Here is a 25,247-nt window from a genome sequence, read left to right as displayed (position 1 = left end):
CCTGTTGGTTTAATAGTTTGTCAAGTATCAGATTACGATCCTCAGATTAACGGCAACCCCAATTCCTTCAAAAACTCATTATGCTTCGCCCGCGCCTCCTCAGCCTTCTTATTGATCTCCATCAACTGCTGGTGCACGGCTTGTAGGTCAATCTCCTCCTCCGTCGTTGCCGTACTCACATATCTAGATATATTCAGGTTAAACCCATTTTGCTCAATCTCCGCCATTGATACCCGCCGGGAATAGCGTTCGTCCTCTTTCCGGTGCTGGTAGGTATCGATGATCTTCTCCATATGCTCCGGCGCCAGGCTGTTCTGCCGCTTGCCTTTTACAAAGTGCTCGGCGGCGTTGATGAACAGCACATCATCCGGCTTCTTGCACTTTTTGAGCACGAGGATGCATACCGGGATGCCCGTGGAGAAGAATAGGTTCGACGGCAGGCCGATCACCGTATCGATGTACCCGTCTTTGAGCAGCTTGGTGCGGATGCGCTCCTCGGCGCCGCCGCGGAACAGCACGCCGTGGGGCAGGATAATGGCCATGGTGCCTGAATCGCTGAGGAAGTGCACGCCGTGGAGCAGGAAGGCGAAGTCCGCGGCCGACTTAGGAGCGAGGCCGTGGCTCTTGAAGCGAAAGTCTTCGCCCATCGCTTCGTTGGGCTCCCAGCGGTAGGAGAAGGGCGGATTAGCTACGATGGCGTCGAACTCCATCTTCCTGGCCGGGTTGGGTTCGTTGAGGATATCCCAATCGTTCAGCAGCGTATCGCCGTGGTGGATGTGAAACTCCGTGTCTTTCATGCCGTGGAGCAGCATGTTCATCCGCGCGAGGTTGTAGGTGGTGATGTTCTTTTCCTGACCGTAGATCTGGCCCACGCCCTGGCCGCCCATCTGGCGGCGCACGTTGAGCAGCAGCGAGCCCGAGCCGCAGGCAAAGTCCAGCACCTTGTCAATGCGGGGGCGCTTGCCCGATGCCGGGTCCTGGCCGTCGAGGGCCACGATGGCCGAGAGGATGCTGGAGATCTGCTGCGGGGTGTAAAACTCGCCCGCCTTTTTGCCCGAGCCGGCGGCAAACTGCCCGATCAGGTATTCGTAGGCATCGCCCAGCACGTCGGAGCCGGTGGGGAACTTGCCGATGCCCTCGGCGATCTTCTGGATGATGGTGCACAGGCGGGCATTGCGCTCGGCATAGTTTCGCCCTAGCTTATCGGAGTTGAGGTTGATCTCCGAAAACAGGCCCTGGAAGGTGCTTTCGAAGCTCTCGTTTTCAATGAACTTGAAGCCTTCCTGAAGCGTGTGCAGCAGCTCGCCGCTCTGCGTGCGTGCCTGCTCGGCGATCGAGTTCCAGAGGTAGGCCGGCTTGATGACGTAGTGCACGCGGCGGCGCATCAGCTTTTCGAATTCTTCCACGTCGCCTTCATTGGCGGCATACCATACCGCCAGCGGCGAGCGCTTGTCTTCCTTATCCAGCTGCGGGTAATCAGGGCCCAGCTCTTTCTTTGCCGCACCCTCGTAGTTGTCGCTCAGGTAGCGGAGAAAGAGAAAGGACAGCATGTAATCGCGGAAGTCGTCGGCGTTCATGGAGCCACGCAGGTCGTCGGCGATGCTCCAAAGGGTGGAGCCGAGTTGTTTATAGTCTTGTGCGGTCATGGTGCTACAGATAGTTTAATCGGATGCGTTCCCGGTCGGTCCAGGCTTTGTTTTCAGGTGTGGTGAAGGGGCGGATCTCTCCGCGGTCGTTTTCCATTAATACCGTTGCTACAAATAATGGGTCTTTGGGCAGATACTGTGCGATTGGCTCTGCCGAAGGCACTGGCCCATGGATATAGCGAGGCCGTGGGGGCAAAGCGGCTTCCAATATACCCGCAAAATATTCGAGGTGCTGATCCAGCGCCTGATTGAACTGCCCGATGGTCAAGTAGCCTTCGAGGGTACGGCCGTCCCGAACTAATTTCCATTCTTTCGGGAACTTCTCGCGGGTGGCTGTTACATAATCCGTTTCGGCCAGTTGCCGCAGTAATTCCAGTTTGGCTTCTTCATTACCGGTGAGCGCGTAAACACGGCCACACCAGCCATACGCTAAACCAGTAGCGATATCGACCAGAAACCAGAGATTGAAGCAGAGCTCGGGGGGAGTCATAATTGGAAAAATATTTACTCGGAAACAGACGGGAATAGCCCTTGCATCAGACCTTTTTTGTGGACATTCAAGGATTCGAGTCTTTCCGTTTGAGCCGAAATCATCTCATCTAAGGCTGATATAGCCTCTACGATTCTGTATTGCTCTTCTAAGGGAGGAATCAAAATTTCGAATTGCTTTAGGTCGTTTGAATCAAGCTTTCCGGCTCCAATACCTGTGGCAGTTACTTTTTCTAAAAGCAGTGGCTCGGATGCTACTAAATAGTAGAGCAGGTACTGACTATTGACGCGAGCTTCGAGTGTTAGCGCCTTCACATCCTGATTGAACGATAGCGTGCACTTTGCGATTCCCATTGGAATACGCTTATAAAGCATGCTTCCTCGGACTAATATTAACAACTGTCCTTCGTTTGCAATTGCCGCTCCTTTGGAAACAGCTAAGTCAGTGATTTTTAGTTCAGAGTCATCCAAAGAATAGTTATGCATCGAAGCAGCACTAATCCAGGGAATTGATCCGTTCCAGTATTCGGGATTGTCTTTCGATGGTGTGCCTCCTGAACTAAACTTAGATATTTCTCCTAATGTCGTTTCTTCCCACTCCCCCTCAAAACCCGCAAACCTCAACCGCGGCACCGTTTCTCCTTCTGCCGGAAAGAGCTGCTGCATCAGGCCTTTCTTATGCGCCTTGAGCGCCTCCAGGTTTTGGGTTTCGGCAGTGATCAGTTCGTCGAGGGACGAAAGGCAGGAGGCGATTTTTTGTTGTTCCTCATCTCCTGGAATTACGACATTTAGTTTGAGCAAATCCTTAGTATAGATAGCAGCAACGCTCGTAGTTCCTGTTGCGATTTCCCTAAGCTTTTTGATTGAGGGGGCTGTGTTGAGGAGGCAGTTCATGAAATAATTTGAAGCAACAGAACTTTTAGTGAAAGTCAAGCGCATCAAATTTGAGTTGTAAAGGGCAAGAGGCAGCTCATTTTTCCATATTGCGACTTTGCCAACCAACTCCAAGGTGTTTCTTGTATTGAATAATAAGTCTCCTTCGTTGAGTATGTCGAGCGGACTATAAGGAGTATCCTCTTGCAAATACTCAAGTTTATCGTAATTGATATTTCCTCTTTCGATGTTTCCCATTTTAATGATGGGAATGCCTTTTGAGTTCGTTGTAGTTGCGAAGTTTCCACCTAATCTTCCTTCGGATAAAATATCGGAAAGACTTATTTCTTTCCATTTTTCCAAGAATTTTGGAAACCGCAGCGTCGGCACCAATTCTAAGTTCCCCTTCTTATTCATAAGCTTTCAACCCGGCGATCTCGCGGCCGCCGGCCCGTTTTTTCAAAATATGTACCAATTCATTCATCAGCGCCAGCTCTTTCTGCGTTCGTGCTTTCCAGCCTAAATCCAGCGGCGCGAGCAGCTCGGTAAGGTGCGCGCTGTCAAAAACCATCCGGTCGAGGGTGGCGGAAATAAAGGCCTGCAAGGTAGCGGCTTCGAGCCCATTCTTTTCGGCAACGTCCACCACCGCCTGCGCGTGCTTTTCGGTCTTGAAGCGCTGGTAGCCTTCGCGGATGGCTTCTTCGCTCAGGCCCTGCCCGGCCTGCAGGGTGTCAATGTAAGCCACGATGTCGTCGCGCTCCTCCATCAGGTTGGCGCTGGAGCTGAGGAGGTTGATCAGGTCTTCGCGCGTCATCTTTTGCTTCTTCGGCCCCTGCTGCGACCAGGCTGCAATGAGGCCCATGATGTAATCGTAGTCGATGATGGCCGAGGCAAACAGCACGAATTCGAAATCGAGTTGCTCCACCTGAGGGTCCACACCCGGTTCTTTGCCGCCTTGCTTTTCGCGCAGGCGCTTGGCCGTTTCAATGTATGCGCTGCGGAACGAGCGAAGCTCGTTTTCGGGCAGGATGTTTTCAATAGCGCTCCGATCATCCTCCGTAAGGTCGGTGTATTGGTCCAGCTGCGTTTTGAGTCGCTGCACTTCCTTGAAGCGGTTGATGAAGTCGGCGCGGGCGGCGTCGCCCTTCAGGTTCGCCACTTCCTCGGGGGCGCAGGGCAGGCCCTGAACTTCCATCATGGTTGCCAGTTCGGCCACGGCGCCGGCGTAGCGTTGCAGCACTACGGGCGCGGGCTCCACCAGCCAGATCTCGCGGGCGCGGCCCTCGCTCTCGCCCGAAAACAGCTTGATGGCCGTATCCACGGCATCCTTCTGCTTCCGGAAGTCGAGCACATTGCCATAAGGCTTCGTATCGTTCAGCACGCGGTTGGTGCGGCTGAAGGCCTGGATGAGACCGTGGTACTTCAGGTTCTTGTCTACGTACAGTGTGTTGAGGTACTTGGCGTCGAAGCCCGTGAGCAGCATATCTACCACGATCACGAGGTCGATCTTTTTGGCGCGCGGGTAGTCGCTGTTGGGGTACTGTTGGTCCTTGATGCGCTTTTGAACGTCTTTGTAATAGAGGTCGAAGTCGGCCAGGCGATGGGCCGTGCCGTACTGCCGGTTGTAGTCGTCGAGGATGCCCTTCAGCGCGGTCTTCTTGCCCTCGGGGTCCACCTGGTTGTCTGCCTGCTCCTGCGGCAAGTCTTCCTGCAGCTGCTGCACGTCCTTGTTGCCCTCGGCCGGCGGCGAGAACACGCAGGCAATGTGGAGAGGCTGGTAGGCTTCGTCTTCGTCTTTCCGTTTTTCCTGCAGTTTTTCGAACAGGTCATAATATTCAATGGCTTCGTTGATGGAGGCTGTGGCCAGTACGGCGTTGAAGCGGCGTCCGTGCGTAGCGTCGTCGTGCTTGTTCAGGATGTGGTTCACCACGCCCACGCGGTGCGTCCAGCTGCCCATCGTCACCTCCCCATCGGGCTTGAAATAGTCTACGTGGAAGCGCAGCACGTTGCGGTCTTCGATGGCATGGGTAATGGTGTAGCGGTGCAGGCATTTCTGGAAAATGTCCTGCGTCGTCTTCCAGCTTTCCTCCTGGCCCCGCACCTGCGTATTGATGGCGTTCTCCTCAAAGATGGGCGTGCCGGTGAAGCCGAAAAGCTGCGCCTTAGGGAAGAACTCTTTGATTGCCTTATGATTTTCACCGAACTGCGAGCGGTGGCATTCGTCGAAGATGAACACCACGCGCTTGTCGCGCAGCGGCTGCAGTCGGTCTTTGTAGTTGCGCGGGTTGGCGGGATCGAGCGCCAGCCCGAGTTTCTGGATGGTGGTTACGATCACCTTGTCGGCATAGTCTTCCGAAAGTAAGCGGGTTACGAGCGCGTCGGTGTTGGTGTTTTCCTCCACGCAGGCCGGCTGAAACTTGTTGAACTCCTCGCGCGTCTGGCGGTCGAGGTCTTTGCGGTCCACCACAAAGAGGCATTTCTCCACGTTCGGGTCTTCCTTCAGCAGGGTAGAGGCTTTGAAGGAGGTAAGCGTTTTACCGCTGCCCGTGGTGTGCCAGATGTAGCCGTTGCCGCGGTTCTCCTCGATGCAGCGCACGATCTCTTTCACGGCGTAGATCTGGTAGGGGCGCATCACCAGCAGCTTTTGCTCGCTTTCCACCAGCACCATGTAGCGGCTGATCATCTGCGCGAGGGTGCACTTGGAGAGAAACTTCTCCGCAAAGTCGTCAAGGTGGGTGATCTTTTTATTGTCTTCGGCCGCCAGCTGGTACACAGGCAGAAACTGTTCATCGGCGCTGAAGTTGAAGTGCTGCGCGCGGTTGTTGGCGAAGTAATAGGTATTGCTGCGGTTGCTCACTACAAACAGCTGTACGAAGCAAAGCAGCGAATTGGTATAGCCGTTGCCCGGGTCGGTCTTGTAGTCCACGATCTGCTGCATGGCGCGGCGCGGGCTCACTTCGAGTGTCTTGAGTTCTGCTTGGAGCACGGGGATGCCGTTCATCAGCAACAGCACGTCGTAGCGATGGTGACTGTTATGGGTATTCATCCGCAGCTGGCTTACCACCTCGAAGTCATTCTTGCACCAGTCCTTGATGTTCACGAGCGTGTATTGCAGGGGCGTGCCGTCTTCGCGGATGAAGGTATTGCGCTGTCGCAGCAGTTTGGCAGTGGTAAACACATCAGGGTTGACGATGTCGTCGCGCAGGCGGTTGAATTCGGCGTCGCTGAGCGTGACGCAGTTCAGTTCCTGGAACTTCTGGCGAAAGTTTGCTTCGAGGGCGGCACGGTCGCGGATGTCGGGGCGCCAGGTATATTTCAGGTCGGTAAGCCTGTCGATAAATGCTTGCTCAATGTCTGCTTCTTTCATGTGGGTTGGCTTGTGCGGAAGGGGCACAAAATAATACTTTCACCAACGGTTGAGCCAGGAACCTGTAGCGGTTCGTGGGGCTATGTTTAAATAAGCCTTTTAGTATTTAAGTTAGCGTCGCTAAACTAAAATATGGCATCGCATATTTAACTTTAACGCCGTAAAGTATAATATAAGGCACCAAAATGAACCTGGATTCCTTTAAAGCTGGAACGATCGTTAAGCAGCCCACCGGCTATCGGGCTTTCATCCCCGAGCCCATCAACGGGCCGCTTACCTGGTCGGATCCCGGCATTAATACCTTATTGGAGCGGGCCACCCTCCAACTGGGCGCACTCAATAGTTTCTCCCGTTTTGTGCCGGATATTGACCTCTTTATCCGGATGCACGTGGTCAAAGAAGCCACCGAAAGCAGCCGCATCGAGGGTACGCAAACCAATATCGAGGAGGCCCTCGTGGGCCAGGCCGACGTGGCCCCGGAGCACCGCGACGACTGGCAGGAGGTTAACAACTACATAAAGGCACTGAATTCGGCCATCGACCGGCTCGATACGCTGCCCCTGTCTTCGCGCCTCCTGCGCGAAACCCATGCGATCCTGCTGGATGGCGTCCGAGGCGAGCACAAGCTCCCCGGTGAGTTCCGCAGTTCTCAAAACTGGATCGGGGGTGCTTCCCTCAACGATGCTGTGTTCATTCCCCCGCCGCACGATGAAGTGGGCCGGCTAATGGGCGACCTGGAGAACTTCCTGCACAATGACGACATACAGGTGCCGCACCTCGTGCGTATTGCGCTTGCGCATTACCAATTCGAAACCATCCACCCTTTCCTGGACGGCAACGGGCGTATCGGGCGCCTCATGATAACCCTCTACCTGATCGAGAACCGTATTATCGAAAAACCGATCCTGTATCTATCCGACTTTTTCGAAAAGCACAAGGGGCTGTATTATGACAACCTGACCAACGTACGCCGGAACAATGACCTTACCCAATGGATCCGGTTCTTTTTAGAGGCGGTAAGCCAAACCTGCGCCATGGCGTCGAGTAGTTTGCAGCAAGTGATGGAATTGCGCCGCGATTGCGAGGGTAGCCGCATCATTCAACTGGGCCGTAAAGTACCCACTGCAAAAAAATTACTTGACTACCTCTTTACCCAACCTGTAGTGACAGCGGCACATGTCGCGAGTGTATTAGAAATGTCACCGGCTTCGGCTTATAAGCTGATCGACGACTTCCAGAAGGTCGGCATTCTGAAGGAAACGACTGGTTTCAAGCGCAACCGTTTCTTTATCTTCAAACAATACGTGGACTTATTCCACCGCTAAGCCAACTCCATGAAAGAACAAATCCCCGATTTCCAAAAAATAATGTACCCTGCCCTCGCCGCCCTCCGCGACGGAGCGCCCCACCCGGCCCAGGAGCTCATTGCCCAACTCGGCAAGCACTTCCAGCTCTCCGATGCGCACCTGGCGATCATGGTGCCGAGCGGGCAGCAGCCGCTTTTCAAAAACCGCGTCACCTGGGCGGTTACCTACCTGAAAAAGGCCGGTTTGCTCCAAGCGGTCAAGCGGGGCGTGTACCAGATCACGGAGGCTGGTCTAGCGATCCTGAAGCAAAACATCGACTACATCAACCTGGCCTACCTCGAGAAGTTTGACGCTTATAAAGAATGGACAGGCTCCTTTGGAAAGGCCGAAGCCACACCCGCAACCGATGAACAGGCGGCGGTAAGCGAAACACCCGAAGAACTCATTGGCGAAAGCCTCGCGCGTGTGCACGCATCCATCGCGGCCGACCTGCTGGAAACATTGAAACAGAAAACACCCGCACAGTTTGAGAAGTTCGTCCTGCTTCTGCTGCAGGGTATGGGTTATGGCATGATGGAGGAAAACGCGATTGAAGTGGTGGGACAATCCGGCGACTTCGGCATCGATGGTATCATCTACCAGGACAAGCTCGGTATCGACCGGATTTACGTACAAGCCAAAAAGTGGAATGACAACAAAGTGCAGTCAAAAGAGATACGCGACTTTATCGGGTCGCTCAGCCTGCGCGGTACGAACAAAGGCGTGTTTATCACCACCTCGCGTTTCACCGACGATGCGCTCCGGACGGCTTCGATGAATCCTCAGAATAAGATCATCCTGATTGATGGCCCTAAGCTGGCCGACTTCGCTATTCAATTCAATGTAGGTGTGCAGGTGAAAAAGCGCTACGAGCTGAAAGATATCGACCAGGATTTCTTCGACGAACTATAAGAAGCTACTTTCTATAAGCACATACGATCTTCATTTAGTCCCGCACGAACATTTTTGCTCTTAACGAATCGGACTGCATCCCGGTTCGAATCATCGTCCTTTAACCTTCCCGACGGCCAGTTTGTCTTGTAGGGCAACCAACGTATTTCTACGCATCCTCCTGATGTTTTCACCCCGAATGCCTGATGTTTTCACCAAAAAATCCCGATGTTTTTCCCAGCCAAAACGGGGTAAATCCTCATGGAATCGAGGAGCTGAGGGGCTAGTTTCGGTTACAGAAGGATGGGACGTTCGGTTCCCGAAACTCAGCCCGCTTCACATCCTTTTTAGCTCATTCTCAATCCATTAGTTCGTAGCGAAGCTGGGGAAACGGGCGCGTGCAGCGCGTCGGACCGTTCTGACGTAGCGTCATTGCCCGCGTGCAGTGCGTCGGCGCCCACGTACAACGCGTCGGCGCTTGCCGGCAGGGCGTCGGAAGCTGCGTACGCTGCGTCGGAAGGCGCTGACGCTCAGTCGGAGCGCTCGTGCAACGCGTCATTGGTCGCGTACAAGGCGTCGTCGGCGCGTGGACGTAGCGTCGGCGCTCCAGGTACGTAGCGTCGAACAACCCTTACGAAGCGTCGGCACGAACCGGAAATCCCAAACCCCAAACCCCAAACTGATACCGTCTCTTATCACTCATCATAAAACAAAAACAATGACCAAGAGAAATCTCGCCCGCGTGAGCATGTTCGACGTCATGCTCCTGTTCTTCCTTAAGTACGCCGCCACCGTCGACCGCCTCCCGGCACTCCGTGCCGCGGTAGACCGCTTCATCCAGTTTCTCAAAGACACGAAGGCCGCCATGGCCCGGGAGAAGCTCGTGTCGCAGGGCGTCACCAGCGACAAGGGTACCCAGCGCAGCAGCCTCTGCTCGGCCGCCGGGTCCACTGCCGCCGCCATTGCCGCCTACGCGCACGATAAGAACGATGCGATCCTTGCCGGCGAAATGGATTACTCCGCCCGCGAGCTGGAGCGCATCGCCGAAGACAAGATGATGCCCGTCATCCGCCGCATCATCGAGCTCGCCGGCGCCCATGTGGCCGCACTCGCCGACTATGGCATCACAGCCCAGACCCTCGACAACCTGTCCGACCTCGCCGACATCTTCGAAGGCAAAAAAGCAGCGCCCCGCGCCGCCATCAACCTCCGCTCCGATGCCGGCGAGCTGGCCGCTGAGCTCGTCGCCCAAACCAATGCCATCCTCAAAAAGACGGTCGACAAGCTCGTGCTGCAATTCGAAAAAAGCGACCCCGAATTCTACGCGCAATACTGGAAGAGCCGCATCATCGTCGACGCCGCCACCTCCGGCACCTCGCTTACGGTCAACGTCTCCGGCCCCGACGCTCAGCCCCTGGCCGCCGCCGAAGTGCGCATCGAAGGCACCGGCGTCAAGGGCATCACCGACGCCCACGGCAAATGCATCCTCAAAGACCTCGAAGCGGGCACGAAGAAAATAACCATCGCCCACAAGGATTATTCGCAGAAGACCCTCGACGACGTGCAGCTGAAGCCGGGAAAGAGCAACAAGCTCAAGGCAGCGTTGTAAGGCGATCGCCCTCCAATCAAAAGCCGGAGATCCCGTTTGGAAGTATGCGGGAACTCCGGCCTTTTTTGTTGCGCGGAGCGTCGCTGCTGCGACCGAAGGTCATTGCGAGCGCAGCGAAGCAAACTCCACAACCTGAAGACGTTACGATTTAAACGGGCACCTCAACTCAAAGTCTTCAAAGGCTGGAAGCACTTCGCGTAACGGAGGAGTTTGCTTCGTTTCACTCGCAATGACGGGCATGTGCCCGTCTCCTCCATAGCGCCATCTCCCTCGTTGCGTCCTTGCGCCGTTGTGTCGTCGCGCTCCGGCGTCCGCGTGCGGACCGCCGCCCCACCGGCCCTGTTTTTGAATGCCTTCCTGCAGGAAGCGCCCCGGCACCGGCAAAACCTTCCATCCGGCACCATGAAAAAGCAACAGAAAAAGCAGATGAACGAGCTCTACATCGAGCTCGTGAAGCTGCAGAAAGAGGTCATCGCTTCCGGGCTTAAGCTCCTCGTTATACTCGAGGGCCGCGATGCCGCCGGCAAGGACGGCACCGTTAAGCGGATCATCAGGCACCTGAGCCCCCGCGAAACCCGGGTGGTGGCGCTCAGCAAGCCCTCCGACCGGCAGCAGAGCGAATGGTACTTCCAGCGCTATACCCAATACCTGCCCGCCGCCGGTGAGTTCGTGATCTTCAACCGCAGCTGGTACAACCGCGCCGGCGTCGAAAAGGTGATGGGCTTCTGCAGCGACGAGGAGTACGGCGCCTTCTTCCGCGACGTGGAGCACTACGAGCGGATGCTCACCGATGCCGGCATCATCCTCCTCAAGTATTACCTCGACATCAGCAAGGACGAGCAGGCGGCCCGCCTCGCCGACCGGCGCAAGGATCCGCTGAAGCAGTGGAAGATCAGCCCGATCGACGAAAAGGCGCAGGACCTGTGGGCCGACTACTCCACAGCCCGCAACAAGATGCTCCGCAAGACCAACTTCCCCCGCTCGCCCTGGTTCGTGGCCAATGCCGAAGACAAGAACGACATGCACATCGCCCTCGTCTCCCACCTGCTCCGCCACGTCGACTACCGCGGCAAGAGCCAGGAGGCGCTGGACCATCACGGCAAGCTCGTATTCCCGGCCACACCGGAGCATATCGAGACGGATTTGTTCCCGTGAGGGTGATGGTTCGGTGGTTTCCTTGTATTTCCCGCCCCGGAGGGGCGGTTCGCCGGCAATGGTCGTTACCGTTAGAAGAGTAATGTATTCCGTAACGCACGAGTTTGCTTCTCCGCCAGCCGGCGAAACGCAATGACGCTTTCAGCGTCGTGCTGCCACCCTCCTGGTGTCAGCCATTCCCGATTGACGATTCACGATTGCCGATTCCCGATTTCCGATTCCCGCCCTACGCCGGCAGGTAAATTTCGAACACGGCGCCCTCGCCGGGCGTGCCTTCGGCGCGGATAAAGCCGCGGTGATTCTCCACCACCTTCTTTACGATCGAAAGGCCCACACCGGTGCCGCTGTATTCGGCCTTGCCGTGCAGGCGGGCAAACATGTGGAAGATCTTTTCCTGGTACATATTGTCGAATCCGATGCCGTTGTCGGCCACGCGCAACACGTGGTAGCGCAGGCCCCGCTCCGTTACCTCGCTGGCCGATACGCCGATGACAGGCGCGATGCCGGGCTTGCCGTACTTGAGGGCATTGCTCACGAGGTTCTGAAAGAGCTGCTGCAGCTGGCGGCGGTAACCGGTCACGGCGGGCAGCGGGCCCAGCTCGATGTGCGCGTCCTTCTGGCGGATGTCGAGCTCGAGGTCTTCGAGTACGCGGGCGGCCAGCTCGCCGAGATCGACTGTTTCCATCTCGTGCGGTCGGTCGGTTACGTGCGAGTAGCTGAGGAGGTCGTCTACGAGCTGCGCCATATGGCGCGAGGCCCGCTCGATCCGGGCGAAGGAATGCTGCTGCGCCTCGCTGAGTTGCTCCGCCAGCTGGTCTTTCAGCAGCGCGGTGTAGAAGTGGATCTTGCGGATCGGCTCCTTCAGGTCGTGGGAGGCGGCGTGCGCAAACTCCTCGAGGTTCTGGTTGGAGCGCGTCAGCTCGGTGATGTTGCGCTCCAGGTCGAGCTGCAATTGCTTCAGCGCGGTGTAGTCGGTAAGGTGCACCACGATGTCGCCGCCCAGCGGCACGGCACCCATCTGGTTATAGATATCGAGGCCGTCGGCGAGGTAGTGATTCTCCCAGATCTGCGCATCGCCCGTCATCGCTACGAGGCGGATGTTGCGGAAGCTGTCGGTGTCGAAGTAGCCGGGAAAGAATTCGCTCACGCGCTTGCCGGCGAGGTCTTCGGGCGCTTTGCCTGCATAGGCGGCATAGGCTTCGTTGGTGAGCTTGTAGGTAAAGTCCACCACGTCGTCGCCGGCCCACACGGGCTGGAGTACCTGCAGGGCCGTGTTAAATACATTGATGATGCTTTGCAGCGATGCGTGCGACGCGAGCAGCTCGTTGTGGGCCCGCTCGAGCTCGGCGGTCTGCACGCGCACCTGCCGCGTCAGTTCTTCGCCGAACTGCTTCTGCTCGCTGATGTCCTGTACCATGCTGAGCACGCGGAGCGGCCGGCGCTCGCTGTCGAAAAACACGAGGCCCTTGGCGCGGATCCATTTGCCGATGCCATCGGGCCGCAGCACGCGCGTTTCATATTCAAGCTTGCCGCTGGCGAAGGCACGGCGGTAGGCCTCCTCGCGAACGGGCAGGTCGTCGGGGTGCATCCGCTGCAGGAATTCAGCGCGCGGGCTGCCCGAGTGAAGCCCGAAGATCTCTTCTACCCGGCCCGAGATCGTTACGTCGTCGTTGCGCAGGTCCACTTCCACGAGGCCCAGCTCGCCGGCGTCGAGGGCCAGTTGCACCTGCTCGTTGGCCCGCTGCAGCTCCTGGATCAGCCGCACGGTCTTCGTCGTTTCGGTGCAGGTTACAAACACGCCCGCGGGCCGTCCCGACTCGTCGATCACGGGGCTGTAGCTGTAGGTCCAGTATACTTCCTCGAGCTGCCCGTTGCGGTAGATGGGCAGCAGCTGGTCTTCGTGCCAGGTGGCTTCGCCGCCCGCGAGGATGGCGCTGATCTGCGGCCCGATGGATTTCCAGATTTCCGGCCATACTTCGGCGCCGGGCTTGCCAAGCGCGGGGTGCTTGCCGTCGTTGCCGAGGCTCGGACGGTAGGCGTCGTTGTAAAAACAAATGGAATCCGGTCCCCAGAACAGGAACATCGGGAAGCGCGAATGCAGCAGGATGCCGAGCGTTGTGCGAAGACTTTGCGGCCAGGTTTCCGGACGCCCCAACGCGGAGCGTTCCCAGGGATAGCTGCGGGTCAATTGACCCATTTCGCCACCGCCGATCAGGAAGGCTGGGACTGTTATGGTGGTTCTCGTATGTTCCAAGGTGGTAGGGGACAGACAATGAAATTACGAATTAATCGCATACGACTGCCTTGCTTTTCAAGTCACTCGCACTCATTCACCAGCGGCTTGGGCCGGATGCCCGCGTTCAGTGCACTTTGTTAAAAGATTATTGAATGAACGGCGCACGGATTGACAGCAGGTTGCTGGCGCTTTGGTTCCGCGTTGCCGTCCTGCTTACGGCCAGGGGCTGTGGCATTCATCGGAAATGCAAAAGTCAGTTGTCGCTCCCTGCGCTGCCGGCCATTTTTTCGCACTCCCGGGCACAGTTGCGGCAAGCCGCTGCACACTCCTGGCAATGCTTCATATGGTGTCGCCCGCATTCGGCGGCGCACTCGGTACAGAGCCCTGCGCAGATGAGGCAGAGGTCTTTCGCGCGGCGGCTGCCCAGGCTCATGAGCTGTGCCGCTGCAGAACAAAGCGCCGCGCATTCCATGTCCAGCTGGATGCAGCGGGCCATCATCGAAACGTCTTGTTCCATCGTGCAGGCCGACGCGCAATGATTGCAGATGGCGGCACAGCGGAGGCAGGCATCGATACAGGTTTGATACTGGTGATAATCCCCGTTCATGATGCTTCATTTATTGGTTTTACCAAGGGCTCGCTGCCTCCTTGCCTCAAGACATAGCGCCGCTTTTCCCTGTGTTCATGGGTGACCTCCAGGATCCCTTCCTGTTCGAGCTGGTCAAGCTCGCGGGCAACCTCGATTGTAAGATCCGCAACGCCATCTTCGGCGGCGGTGCCCCTCAGTTCCATCAGCTCGGCAGCTACTTCCGATGCAGCGCCCTTGCGCATCAGCGATAGCACGTACAGCGATTGCTCCCTCAGCGGCAGCGATTCGGAATAATGGGCCGGCACGTTCATGAGCTGCGACAGTTTGATCTGGCAGAACCTGCACAAAAATCCGTCCATGCTCCGAGGCACACGAAAAAGCCGGACAGGGTCGCCCGGCTTTTTCCTAGTAAATGGAATTTGTTTACGGCCGCACCTTCACCGGCGGCTTCGGCGCGGGCGCCTTTGCGGGCGGGTTCGCCTTCAGCTGCTCCAGCACGATCTGGATCGCTTTCTCCAGCTGCGGGTCGTGGCCGGCGATGACGGCCGAAGGCCATTGCTCCACCTCCACGTCGGGCGGCGTGCCCACGTTCTCGATGCCGAAGCCGTTCTCGTCGAAGAAGCCCACGTTGGGCGCCGTTACCACACCGCCGTCGATGAACTCGGGGTAGCCGAGCACGCCCACAAGTCCGCCCCACGTCGTCTTGCCCACGAGGGTGCCGAGCTTTGCCTGGCGGAACAGGAAGGGCAGGTAGTCGCCGCCCGAGCCCGCCGTCTCATCGATCAGCATCACCTTCGGACCCTGTATCGACGCGTTGGGCGCCTTCTGGTCCTTGCCATAACGGTAACGCCAGTACGACTGCACGGGGCGCTTCAGCAGGTCGATGTAATAGTCGGCCAGCTGACCGCCGCCGTTGAAGCGCTCGTCTACGATGATGGCTGCGCGGTTCGCCTGCGGGAAGAAGTAGCGCTTGAAGTATTCATGGCCCAGCGCCGCCGTATTGGGCACATACACGTAGGCCACCTGGCCGTTCGTAGCCTCGTCCACCTTGCGCATGTTGCCTTCCACCCAGTCGCGGTTGCGCAGGGCGGTCTCGCTGGCAACGGGCACGACCTTCACCGTGCGCGGGTTGGCGCCGTCGGGCGTTGCGGCAACGGTGAGCGTTACGATCCTGTCGGCGGTGTTTTCAAAATAGCTGTAGAAGTTCTTGTCGGCGGTTACGTCGGCGCCGTTCACCTTGAGGATGTAGTCGCCCACCTGCACGTTGACGCCGGGCTCGGTGAGGGGCGAGCGGAGGTCGGGTGTCCAGTTGAGGCCGCCGTAGATTTTTTTGATGCGGTAGCGGTTGTTGACCGTTTCATAATCGGCGCCGAGCAACCCGCCCGGTACTATTTCGGGGTTGGAGCGGCGATCGCCGGCGGCATCGAAGCGGTGGTGACCCACGGAAAGCTCGGAGAACATCCACTGCATCACGCGGTAGAGGTCGTTGGTACTTGCCACGTCGGGGAGAAGCGCCTCGTATTTCTTCTTCATCGCCGCCCAGTTCACGCCGTGCATGTTGGGGTCGTAGAAGAAGTCGCGGTTCACGCGCCAGGCTTCGTTGAAGATGTTCTTCCACTCTTCCTTCGGCGCGATCTTCACCTGGATGGCGGCCGTGTTGATCATGGCCTCGGGCGTCGGCTTCTGCCCGGTGGGCGCGATGCCCCATTTGCCTTTCGTAACGAAGAGTGTCTTCTCGCCTTTGGCAGCGATCGTGTAGCCGTCGGCCGGCATGATCGGCTCTTCCTTCCGCTTCCGGAGGCTGTACATATTGAGCATCGTTGGCGTCGCGTTGTGCGGCGATGCCGAGAGGTAGAAGAGCTCCCCTTCCTTCAGCACCGACAGCGATTTGTAGCGGCCCTTCGGCAGCGGCAGCGGTACGATGCGGTTCTGGATGCCGTCCCAGTCGATCCGCAGCTTCGCATGCGCGGAGTCGGCCTTGTACGGCACCTTGCTGCTGCTCGAGTCGGAAGATGCCTCGACTTCATTCTCCTTCGCGAGTGGCGATACGACCCCCTTCTGCAGCGTGATGAGGTAGATGGCATTGGTCGATTCCATGTCGTTGTTCGACTGGTCGAACCAGTTCACCACGGGGCCCGCATCGGTGCTGGCCAGTACGTATAAATACTTGCCCGATGGATCGAAGGTGGGCTCGGTTACGTTCGACAGCGCGTCGGTAACGGCGTTGGATTTATTGTCGGATAGCGAGTAGATCCAGGCGCGCTCGAAGTTGGTTTCGGTGATGGTGGTATACGCGAGCTGGTTGGCATCGGACGACCAGCTGCCAAAGAGGTCGCGGAAGGTACCGGGAACAAAGTGCGTGTCTTCGCCGATCTTCTGCACCTTGCCGCTGGCGAGGTCGGCTACATAGAGGCGCCGGCCGTTGTCGACAAAGGCGATCTTCCTGCTGTCGGGCGACCAGTGCGGCGCGCTGTAAAAGCCCGATCCTGTAAGATGGATCACCTGCGGCTCGCCGCTGCCGTCCTGGTTGCGCACATGGAGCTCGTATTCGCCCGAGGCATCGCTGAAGTAGGCAATGAGCTTCCCGTTGGGCGACCACATCGGCTCTTTTTCGTGCACACCCGGCGTATTGGTCAGGTTGAAGGGATCGCCCTTCTGTGCCGGCAGCGTGAGGATCTCGCCGCGGTAGTCCATCACTACGCGGGCGCCGGTTGGCGAGATATCGCCGCCGCGGATGTACTGGTCGCCTTTTACAAAGCGCTCACGCTGGTCGAGCAGGTCGGCGGCGATGCCGACTTTCAGGCGCGCTGCTTTGCTGCTGGCCGTATTGTATAAATACAGGTAGCCGGCCTGCGCAAAAATGAGATCGTCAGCAGTTCCCTCGAGGCTCGACACCGGAAACTCCTTAAACTCTGTGAGGCGGCTTACGCCTTTCGTGGCGAGGTCGTAGCTGTAGATGTTGAACTCGCCATCGCGGTCGCTCCGGAAATACAGCTTGCTGCCTTTCCAGACGGGCTTCGTGTCGTTGCTCCCGCCTTTGGGTTTCGGCACTTCGGTTACGTTGTGCGACTTCGTATCGTAGATCCAGATCCGCGACATGGTGCCCCCGCGGTAGTTCTTCCATTGCTCGAAGCGGTCGGGGATCGTGGTGTAGGCGATGCTGCTACCGTCGGGGCTGTAGGAGGCCCAGAAGGCGTTGGGTATGGGAAGCTGTTGCTCTGCGCCCGTGGCCACATCGACCGTATAGAGCTGGTAGTAGCGGTTGGTGAAGGAGCTGCGCTGCGACGCGAAGAGAATTTTTTTACCATCGGGCGAGAAGTCGCGTACGAGGTCGGCGCCGGGGTGCCAGGTAAGCCGCTTCGGCACGCCGCCCGCGGCCGGCACCACGAACACATCGGTGTTGCCATCGTACTGCCCCGTGAAGGCGATCATCGAGCCGTCGGGCGAAAACACCGGGTTCGATTCGGCGCCCTCGCCTACGGTGATCCGCCGCGGGTACGATCCATCGCGGTTCGCCACCCAGAGGTCTTCGGCATAGATGAAGGCGATCGCATTTTTGCTGATGGCGGGTTGCCAGAGCAGGCGCGTGTCGGTTGTGTTTTGCGCGGATGTATGTACAGAGCCGGCGAAAAACAGGTAGGCCGCGAGGATGGAACGATGAAAGCGCATAGGTGTCGTGATTGGGTGATGGGTTGCTTGGCTGCGCCGGAACTTGGCCGAATTCGACGGCCCGTAGCCGATGGACAAGTTAGTAAAGAAAATGAAGCCGCCCTTCCGCGCCTGTGCCGGCCCTTGTTGGCAATCAGGTCCGCAAGAACCGGGTTTGCCGGCATAGGTGTAAAAAATAGCTTTGTGCTTCAATCATCTGCAATGACCCCGCAACAGGAGCTCAATTTCAACCGCATTGCCGAAGCCATCGAATACCTGACGAAAAACTTCCGGCAGCAGCCCTCGCTCGAGGATGTAGCGCGGCGAATGCACCTGAGCCCCTTTCATTTTCAAAGGATGTTCTCCGAGTGGGCCGGCGTAAGCCCGAAAAAGTTCCTCCAGTATCTGTCGGTCGACTTTGCAAAGGGGCTGTTGAAAGAGAGCAACGCCACCGTGTTCGACGCAGCCTTTGAAACGGGTCTTTCGGGGACCGGCAGGCTACACGACCTGTTCATTACGATCGAGGGGATGACGCCGGGGGAATATAAAAATGGGGGAGCCACCCTTTCGCTGAGGTACAGCTTTGCCGAAAGTCCCTTCGGAAGGGTGCTGGTGGCATCGACCCCCAAGGGTATCTGCCATATGGCCTTCGCCGACGATGAGGCGGAGGCCCTGGCGGCACTCCGGCGGCAGTTTCCCAATGCCAGCTGCCAGCAGGCTGGCGACCCCATGCACCAGGAGGCCCTGCGCATTTTTGCCCACGACTGGAGCCGGCCGGAGCAGGTAAAGCTGCACCTGAAAGGAACCGACTTCCAGCTGAAGGTTTGGGAGACCCTCCTCAAAGTTCCGGCCGGGTCGCTGGTCACCTATAAGAGCGTTGCCGGGAAAATAAACAATCCCAATGCACTGCGTGCGATGGGTACCGCGATCGGGCAAAATCCCATTGCCTTCATCATTCCCTGTCACCGTGTGATTCGGTCGGCCGGAATCCTGGGCAACTACCACTGGGGGGCCACGCGCAAGCAGGCCATGATCGGCTGGGAAGCCGCCAGGTGTGCGGCGGGCCGATGAAAGCAGCAAGTTCCGGGTTGTGCGCCCCTTCGGTCTACGTTAGTTTCGTTTTATAAATAAATTGACTGTGCGAACATTCATCCTGATTCATGGTTCCTGGCACAGCGCCTGGAACTGGCACCGCGTGGTTCCGCTGCTGGAAAAGGCCGGACACCGGGGCATTGCCATCGACCTGCCGGGTATGGGCAGGGATAAGACGCCGATTGACACCGTGACCATGAGCGATACGGTTGCGAAACTATGTTTCCTGATCGATAGTCTCCCCGGCAAGGTGACCCTGGTGGGGCACAGCAAAAACGGGATTATGATCTCGCAGGCGGCCGAATACCGCCCGCACAAGATCGAGAAGCTGGTTTACCTTGCTGCCTACCTGGTCCCGGATGGAAAAACACAGCGCGAGTATTCCCTGCTGGATACTGGTGGCTGGCTGAAGCCCTATGTGCGGCAGCACCCGGAAATAAAGGCGCACAGCCTGCTCCCCGATATCTACAAAGAAGGGTTATACCACGATTGTGACGACGACATCACCGAGCTGGCAAAGGTGTTACTGAGCCCGGAGCCGGTCGAATCGGGAATAACGCCGCTGCAGCTTTCGGAGGAGAACTACGGGCGGGTGCCACGTGTGTATATCGAATGCACGGAAGACAGGGCGGTTACCCCGTTTCTGCAAAAAATGATGTATACCGAAATGCCCTGCGAGAAAGTATACCGTCTTCCAACAGGTCATTCGCCGTTTTTCAGCCGGCCGAAAGAACTGGCGGAGCTCCTGTTGCTGGCGTAGGCAGCCCTGCGCATCCGGCAGCTGCTGCCCGGCGATTTATCACGAAGTCAACCTGGTCATGAAAGCCATTTTATTTCAATCCAGCGATCAGCCCCTGCAGGTAGCGGCCGTGCCGCAACCGCAACCGGGAAAAGGCGAGCTGCTGATCCGCATCCATTCTGCCGCCTTGAACCACCTCGACCTCTGGACCTGGAAAGAGCAAACCCTGCCGGGGCCGGTGATACCGGGCTCGGATGGGAGCGGCGTTGTTTGCGCTGCCGGAGGAGGCGCGGACGAGGCCTGGATCGGAAAGGAAGTAGTCGTCAATCCCAGTTTGCATTGGGGAGAGAACGAGCACTTCTTCGGAACCGCCTACGAGATTCTCGGCAACCCTACCCATGGAACGTTTGCGGAATACATTCGCATTCCCGCCGGCTACGTTTATGAAAAGCCCGCTCATTTGAGCCTGCGGCAGGCGGCGGCCCTCCCGCTCGCGGCCCTGACGGCCTACCGGGCCTTGTTTACCAAGGCAAAGGTTACCGACCGCGACAAGGTGCTCATCACCGGCATCGGTGGCGGCGCCGCGCTTTTTCTTTTGCAAATGGCGGTGTCTACCGGGGCCGACGTATACGTAACGTCTTCCTCAACGGAGAAGATGGAAAAGGCACTTCAGCTGGGCGCAAAGGGCGCCTTTAACTACCGCGAGGCAGACTGGGTAGAAAACGCGAAAGCACAAACGGGCGGCTTCGACGTAATTATCGACAGCGCTGCCGGTGATGGCTTTGCCGAATTGACCGAAGCAGCGGCGACCGGTGCGCGGATCGTGCTGTTTGGGCGAACTGCCGGCAATATCAACGGGCTCCGCCCAGGGCTCATCTACAACAAGCAGCTGCAGATCATGGGCACGGTCATGGGCACTTGCCGGGAGTTTGCGTCGATGCTGGCTTATTACACCGAGCGGCGACTGGAGCCCGTGCTGGACGAGGAATTTCTTTTAGAGGACATCAGGGATGCCGTTGCGTACATGCAGTCGGGGCGACACTTCGGGAAGATCACGCTCAAGGTAGCCGAAGCCTGGTAGGCAGGCGCTTTATCGGCTTACCGCGTTTCGTTACTCGGCTCGAACGCGCTGCCAATGGCGCTCACGATGGTTCGCACGTATCCCAACGCGTGTATGTCATTGGCCGAAAGGGGAGCCATTTGAACTACCGGGCCAAGGCGCAAAAAATAAGTGAACGGCTGATGCGGCGCGAATCAAAACGCGGCTCGGGGAGCGCAGCCACGGCCAGCATCGTACATCAGGAGTTGATCGCTTCTGCCGGCTTGTGCTGCAGCAGCCGCAACAGCTCCTCCGCCGCTGCCTTCGACGAAGCAGGGTTCTGGCCGGTGATGAGCAATCCGTCTTTCTGCACGTACGAGGCCCAGTCTTCCTTGTTGCTGTACAGGCCGCCCTTGCTTTTGAGCTCGTCCTCCAGCAGGAAGGGCACCACACTGGTCAGCTGCACGGCTTCTTCCTCCGAGTTGCTGAAGCCGGTCACCCGCTTGCCTTTGACCAGCGGCTCGCCCCGCTCGTCGGTCACGTGCAGCAGCGCAGCGGGCGCATGGCATACCGCCACCACGGGCTTTTTCGCTTTCCAGAATTCTTCGATAAGCCTGATTGAAGTTGCATCGGTGGCGAGGTCCCACAGCGGGCCATGACCACCGGGAAAGAAAATCGCATCGAACGCGGCCGCGTCCACCTCGCTGAGCTTCTTTGTATGCTTCAGGAGTTCCTGCAGCTCGCTGTCGCCGTCGAAGCGCTTCGTAGCTTCTGTCTGCGCGCCGGGCTCGGCGCTTTTCGGGTCGATGGGCGGCTGCCCGCCTTTGGGTGAGGCAAGGGTAATGTTGACGCCGGCATCGTGGAGTACATAGTACGGGGCTGCAAACTCTTCGATCCAGAATCCCGTTTTCTTGCCTGTGTTGCCGAGCTCGCTGTGCGAGGTCAATACCATCAATACGTTCATAGGAATTATGATTTAGCGTATGAGGGTGCAAGAAGCAGACCCGAATGCGCAGCGCTCCTGCTTCGACGCCGGTATTTGTTTGATGAAAGGCTAAAGCAGGGCGTTACAGCGCGGCCATTTCTTCCAGTTGCAGCGGCATGCAAACGTCGATGCGCCAGGCAGGGCTTCCATCGGCAGTGACCGAGAGCTGGCCGTTCATGGAAGCGACGCGCTTGCGCACGCTGGTCAGGTCGGGCAGCTGTTCCCCGGTGCGGCTTTCGTGCCGGGTAACGGTTATGCGCAGGCAGGCGCTGTTTTGTTCCCGCTCCAGCAGGATGGTCAGTTGGGCAACCGCTGCCACGCGTTCCATCCTGTCGAGGACCTCCTGGCAGATCCGGAAAAAATCCATGGCCGCTTCCTGCGTGAGCAGCGACGGATCGAGCGTACACCTGACCGAGCACGGAATGCCCTTTGCCGTCCGGAACTCGCGGCACAGCACCGTGAGGGCTTCGCCCAGCCCGAGGTCGTCGAGCATGGCGGGGCTGAAGGAAAAGGCGATCTTCCGGATCGTCTGGATCATCCGCCCGGCGAGGTTGGATACGTGCTCCATCCGTTGCTTGGCGTCGGGGGGAATGGCGTCGATATGGCCTTCGAGCCACTCCATATTTATCTTGACCATCGAGGCCAGCTGGGCGAGCTCCTCATGCAGCTCCAGTGCCACGAACTTCCGGTCCTTTTCCATCGTCTGCTTGAAATAGCGGGCAAGGCTTTCGAACTCGCGGTGCCTCGCTTCGAGCTCCTGCTCGAGCAGTTTCTTTTCGGTGATATCCTTTGCGAGCGCGAAGACCACTTCCTGTTCGGGAAAATACACGGAGGTCCAGTGCAGCCAGACGATCTTCCCGGATTTCGTCATATAACGGTTCTGGAAATTGATCAGGGCTTCGCCTTCCAGCAGCAGCGCTCTTTTCCCGCGCGTCAGCTCGCGGTCGTCGGGATGAATGAAGCAGGAAATTTGCTGTTGCATCAGTTCCTCTTCGGAATATTCGAGCTTGTGCAGCACAGCGCTGTTGACCTTCCTGAAATAGCCATCCTTACCGGCGATGCATACCAGGTCGGGCGTCAGCTCAAAGAAGCTGCTGATATCGAAATCTCCGTTTTTCAAAGGGGCCATAGGTAGCGAATTTACGCACTGTCGCTCGTTAGCGTTCCTGTTGCGGAAGTGGAGAACAAGGTTACAGCGGAGGTACGTTGCGGAAAGCTGGCGGAGGCGTGCACGGGCCTGTAGGGGCGAGGGGAAAGGCAAACGAAAAAAGTAGCCCGAACAGGACTCGAACCTGTATCTAGAGTTTAGGAAACTCCTATTCTATCCCTTGAACTATCGGGCCGATAGCAGCTGCAAATCTAGGGGTTGCCACGCATACCGTCAGGCAGTGCCCGCGGCGAATTGCGTTCATGATTGGCTGCAGGTAATACGAAAGATGCGCGCCCGCGTCGCTGCCGGGCGTCAAACGATGGGCAGCGGGAAGCTGAGGAAGAAGGTTGCGCCCGCGCCCTCGTGGCCTTCGGCGCGGATGGAACCGGCGTGGCGCTCCATGATCTTCTGGCAGAGGGCGAGGCCGAGGCCGGTGCCTTCATACTGGTCTTTGGAATGCAGGCGGGTAAAGGGCTCGAAGATGCGCCGTGCCTGGTCGGGCGAAAACCCGATGCCGTTGTCGCTGACGCGGATCACCGTGGCCCGCAGGGCTTCATCATGCTCCATGCTCACCGTAACGCGGGGCGGCGCGTCGGGCCGCGTGAACTTCAGCGCATTATTGAGCAGGTTGTAGAAAAGCTGGTAAAGCAATACGCGCGAGCCGGTGAGTACCGGAAGCTGCTCGTAGTGGACCTCGGCGCGTTTTTCCTGGATCGGCACTTCGAGGTCAACTGCGATCTCGCGGAGTAATATATCGAGTTGCACGGGTTCCGGGTCGAAGGCCTGCCCGCGGAGCAGGGAGTAAGCCAGCACGCCATCCACCATGGCCGACATGCGGTCGAGGGCGCCTTCCACCTTGCCCAGGAAGGTCCCGCCGTTGTGGCTGATGCGGCTCTGGTCGTCTTCCAGGAAGCGTTGCAGGAAAAGCCGGGCCTTGCGCAGTGGCTCTTTGAGGTCATGGGAGGCCACGTGGGCAAACTGCTGCAGGTCGTCGTTGGAGCGCTGCAGCTGGCGGGTGCGCTCGCGTACGAGGCGCTCGAGCGTTTCTTCGAATGTCTTTTGGTCGTGGATGTCGAGCAGGGTGCCGGTCCACTTGCTCACCTTGCCCGTTCCGTCGTGCACGGGCTTCGCGATGGAGAGGTGCCAGCGGTATTCGCCGTCGCGGTGGCGGAGGCGCATCTGCTCGCGGAAGTCGGAAGCTCCCTGGAGGGCTTCCTCCCACACGCGCAGCACACGTTCCTTGTCGTCGGGGTGCAGCATCGCGGTCCAGGCGGCATCCACGTCGTCGATGCCCGAATATTCCTGCCAGCGCGCCGAGGCGTATTCGAGGCGGTAGCTGTCGGCATCGCGCATCCACGAAAGCTGCGGCAGGGCCTCGGTGAGCATCCGGAGGCGTGCCTCGCTGGCGCGGAGCGCATCTTCGGCGTGGCGGCGCGCGGTGATGTCCACGCAGGCGCCGGTCATATAGGAGGGACGACCCGACGCATCGAGGTAGGTCTTCCCTTTGTCGTCGAGCCAGCGCACGGTGCCGTCGGGCCAGATAACGCGGAACTGCAGGTCAAAGTCGGCGGCCGTTTCGGCGCACTGCCGGCAGCATTCGATCACGGCCGCGCGGTCGTCGGGGTGCACGCATTCGATAAAGCTGTCGAGGCTTCGCACCGTCTGCCCGGGGGCGAGCCCGAAGAGTCGGTCGAGGTTTTCGTCCCAGGAGAGCGCGTTGGTCTGGATGTTCCAGCGAAAGGTGCCCGTGCCCGAAGCCGTGAGGGCGGCCTGGAGGCGTTGCTGTCCTTCGGTGAGCCAGTACTCGCTTTCCTTCCAGGATGTAATATCCTGTACCACGCCGGCAAAGCGGGCGGGGCGCCCGGGCTGCGCCGGGAAGTACTTGCCCCGCGAGCGGATCCAGCGCGTGCTGCCATTGGCGGTAAGCACACGGTATTCCTGCTCGAGGATGCCGTTGCTGTCCGGGTCCTGCGCGGCTTCGAGGCGGGCGAGGGCCTGCGGCAGGTCGTCGGGGTGGATGAGCGCGCGAAAGAGGCTGAGATTGATATCGCTGTCGGGCTGCATGCCGAAAAGCGCCTTGGTGCGCTCCGACCAGTTCATGCGTCCCTCGTCGGGAAAGAATTCGTAGGTGCCAAGCGCGCCACCTTCCAGGGCAAGTGCCCGGTGCTGCTCGCTGTCGCGCAATGCCTGTTGCAGGTCATCGGGCGCAAGCGAAGGGCCGGATGGAGAAGCGGTATCTAAGCTGTTCATGTGTGTGGTCAGGGGAAGCCTAAAGGTAGGATAATACGGAGTTCTTCGAAAAAGGACCGCCGGGGCACAGCCCCCTAACGTAAAACTACGGAAGGAAATTGCCGTATTTCCTCTATTGTTTGGCCGGAACGCTTTTGCCAACT

18 protein-coding genes and 1 tRNA gene are annotated in these 25,247 nt (G+C 58.3%); 7 read left to right on the top strand and 12 right to left on the bottom strand.

Going from position 1 to position 25,247, the window contains the following annotated elements:
* Positions 1-41 precede the first annotated feature (41 nt).
* From ACYU7Z_RS10190 to ACYU7Z_RS10175, 4 genes are read right to left on the bottom strand one after another with little or no spacing between them, the layout of a single operon-like run.
* A complete protein-coding gene (locus ACYU7Z_RS10190) occupies positions 42-1,646 on the bottom strand; it encodes a type I restriction-modification system subunit M (protein ID WP_460570044.1) in 1,605 nt (534 codons plus the stop codon).
* Positions 1,647-1,650: 4 nt separating this feature from the next.
* Positions 1,651-2,136: a glycoside hydrolase family protein gene (locus tag ACYU7Z_RS10185; protein WP_460570042.1), complete on the bottom strand. Its 486-nt coding sequence runs from the start codon at positions 2,134-2,136 to the stop codon at positions 1,651-1,653.
* A gap of 14 nt (positions 2,137-2,150) precedes the next feature.
* Positions 2,151-3,425 carry a restriction endonuclease subunit S domain-containing protein gene (locus ACYU7Z_RS10180; protein WP_460570040.1) on the bottom strand — a complete coding sequence of 425 codons (1,275 nt, stop codon included), beginning with the start codon at positions 3,423-3,425 and terminating at the stop codon, positions 2,151-2,153.
* On the bottom strand, positions 3,418-6,375 hold the full coding sequence (locus ACYU7Z_RS10175) for a type I restriction endonuclease subunit R (RefSeq protein WP_460570038.1): 2,958 nt from the start codon (positions 6,373-6,375) through the stop codon (positions 3,418-3,420). The genes ACYU7Z_RS10180 and ACYU7Z_RS10175 overlap by 8 nt, the downstream gene beginning before the upstream one ends.
* Positions 6,376-6,560: 185 nt before the next feature.
* Here ACYU7Z_RS10175 and ACYU7Z_RS10170 point away from each other — a divergent pair, with 185 nt between their 5' ends.
* From ACYU7Z_RS10170 to ppk2, 4 genes are all read left to right on the top strand, one after another.
* On the top strand, positions 6,561-7,700 hold the full coding sequence (locus ACYU7Z_RS10170) for a Fic family protein (RefSeq protein ID WP_460570036.1): 1,140 nt from the start codon (positions 6,561-6,563) through the stop codon (positions 7,698-7,700).
* Between the two features lie 9 nt (positions 7,701-7,709).
* A complete protein-coding gene (locus ACYU7Z_RS10165) occupies positions 7,710-8,633 on the top strand; it encodes a restriction endonuclease (protein ID WP_460570034.1) in 924 nt (307 codons plus the stop codon).
* 697 nt (positions 8,634-9,330) lie between these two features.
* On the top strand, positions 9,331-10,221 hold the full coding sequence (locus ACYU7Z_RS10160; RefSeq protein WP_460570032.1) for a carboxypeptidase-like regulatory domain-containing protein: 891 nt from the start codon (positions 9,331-9,333) through the stop codon (positions 10,219-10,221).
* Between the two features lie 402 nt (positions 10,222-10,623).
* The gene (gene ppk2 / locus ACYU7Z_RS10155) at positions 10,624-11,376 is read left to right on the top strand and encodes a polyphosphate kinase 2 family protein (protein WP_460570030.1); all 753 of its coding nucleotides are present in this window, start codon (positions 10,624-10,626) and stop codon (positions 11,374-11,376) included.
* 226 nt (positions 11,377-11,602) lie between these two features.
* Here the strand turns inward: ppk2 and ACYU7Z_RS10150 are convergent, their stop codons facing one another.
* From ACYU7Z_RS10150 to ACYU7Z_RS10135, 4 genes are all read right to left on the bottom strand, one after another.
* Positions 11,603-13,630, bottom strand: coding sequence for a PAS domain-containing sensor histidine kinase (locus tag ACYU7Z_RS10150; RefSeq protein ID WP_460570028.1), 2,028 nt, complete (start codon positions 13,628-13,630; stop codon positions 11,603-11,605).
* A gap of 235 nt (positions 13,631-13,865) precedes the next feature.
* A complete protein-coding gene (locus ACYU7Z_RS10145; protein ID WP_460570026.1) occupies positions 13,866-14,219 on the bottom strand; it encodes a four-helix bundle copper-binding protein in 354 nt (117 codons plus the stop codon).
* On the bottom strand, positions 14,216-14,512 hold the full coding sequence (locus tag ACYU7Z_RS10140; RefSeq protein ID WP_460570024.1) for a hypothetical protein: 297 nt from the start codon (positions 14,510-14,512) through the stop codon (positions 14,216-14,218). Before ACYU7Z_RS10140 ends, ACYU7Z_RS10145 begins: the two co-directional genes overlap by 4 nt.
* A 112-nt stretch (positions 14,513-14,624) precedes the next feature.
* Entirely contained in the window at positions 14,625-17,870 is a 3,246-nt protein-coding gene (locus ACYU7Z_RS10135) for a S41 family peptidase (RefSeq protein ID WP_460570022.1), read from the bottom strand.
* 201 nt (positions 17,871-18,071) lie between these two features.
* On the opposite strand from ACYU7Z_RS10135, the gene ACYU7Z_RS10130 reads away from it, so the two are divergent.
* The 3 genes from ACYU7Z_RS10130 (at position 18,072) to ACYU7Z_RS10120 (ending at position 20,761) form a co-directional block, all read left to right on the top strand.
* Entirely contained in the window at positions 18,072-18,920 is an 849-nt protein-coding gene (locus ACYU7Z_RS10130) for a methylated-DNA--[protein]-cysteine S-methyltransferase (protein WP_460570021.1), read from the top strand.
* Between the two features lie 67 nt (positions 18,921-18,987).
* Positions 18,988-19,701, top strand: coding sequence for an alpha/beta fold hydrolase (locus tag ACYU7Z_RS10125; protein WP_460570019.1), 714 nt, complete (start codon positions 18,988-18,990; stop codon positions 19,699-19,701).
* Positions 19,702-19,759: 58 nt separating this feature from the next.
* Positions 19,760-20,761 carry an MDR/zinc-dependent alcohol dehydrogenase-like family protein gene (locus ACYU7Z_RS10120; protein ID WP_460570017.1) on the top strand — a complete coding sequence of 334 codons (1,002 nt, stop codon included), beginning with the start codon at positions 19,760-19,762 and terminating at the stop codon, positions 20,759-20,761.
* Positions 20,762-20,978: 217 nt separating this feature from the next.
* On the opposite strand, the gene ACYU7Z_RS10115 is transcribed toward ACYU7Z_RS10120, so the two are convergent.
* The 4 genes from ACYU7Z_RS10115 to ACYU7Z_RS10100 all read right to left on the bottom strand — a co-directional run bounded on the left by ACYU7Z_RS10115 (position 20,979) and on the right by ACYU7Z_RS10100 (position 25,104).
* Positions 20,979-21,683, bottom strand: coding sequence for a type 1 glutamine amidotransferase domain-containing protein (locus ACYU7Z_RS10115; protein WP_460570015.1), 705 nt, complete (start codon positions 21,681-21,683; stop codon positions 20,979-20,981).
* Positions 21,684-21,786: 103 nt separating this feature from the next.
* Complete coding sequence (locus tag ACYU7Z_RS10110; protein WP_460570013.1) at positions 21,787-22,833, bottom strand: sensor histidine kinase; 1,047 nt, start codon at positions 22,831-22,833, stop codon at positions 21,787-21,789.
* Between the two features lie 142 nt (positions 22,834-22,975).
* Positions 22,976-23,047 (bottom strand) — tRNA-Arg (locus ACYU7Z_RS10105).
* A gap of 119 nt (positions 23,048-23,166) precedes the next feature.
* Positions 23,167-25,104 (bottom strand): PAS domain-containing protein, encoded by a 1,938-nt coding sequence (locus ACYU7Z_RS10100; RefSeq protein WP_460570012.1) that lies wholly within the window; start codon positions 25,102-25,104, stop codon positions 23,167-23,169.
* Positions 25,105-25,247 lie beyond the last annotated feature (143 nt).

Source organism: Flaviaestuariibacter terrae, from assembly GCF_054777635.1.
The sequence above is the reverse complement of the archived record's forward strand: the minus strand, read 5'-3'. Positions and strand labels throughout refer to the sequence as shown.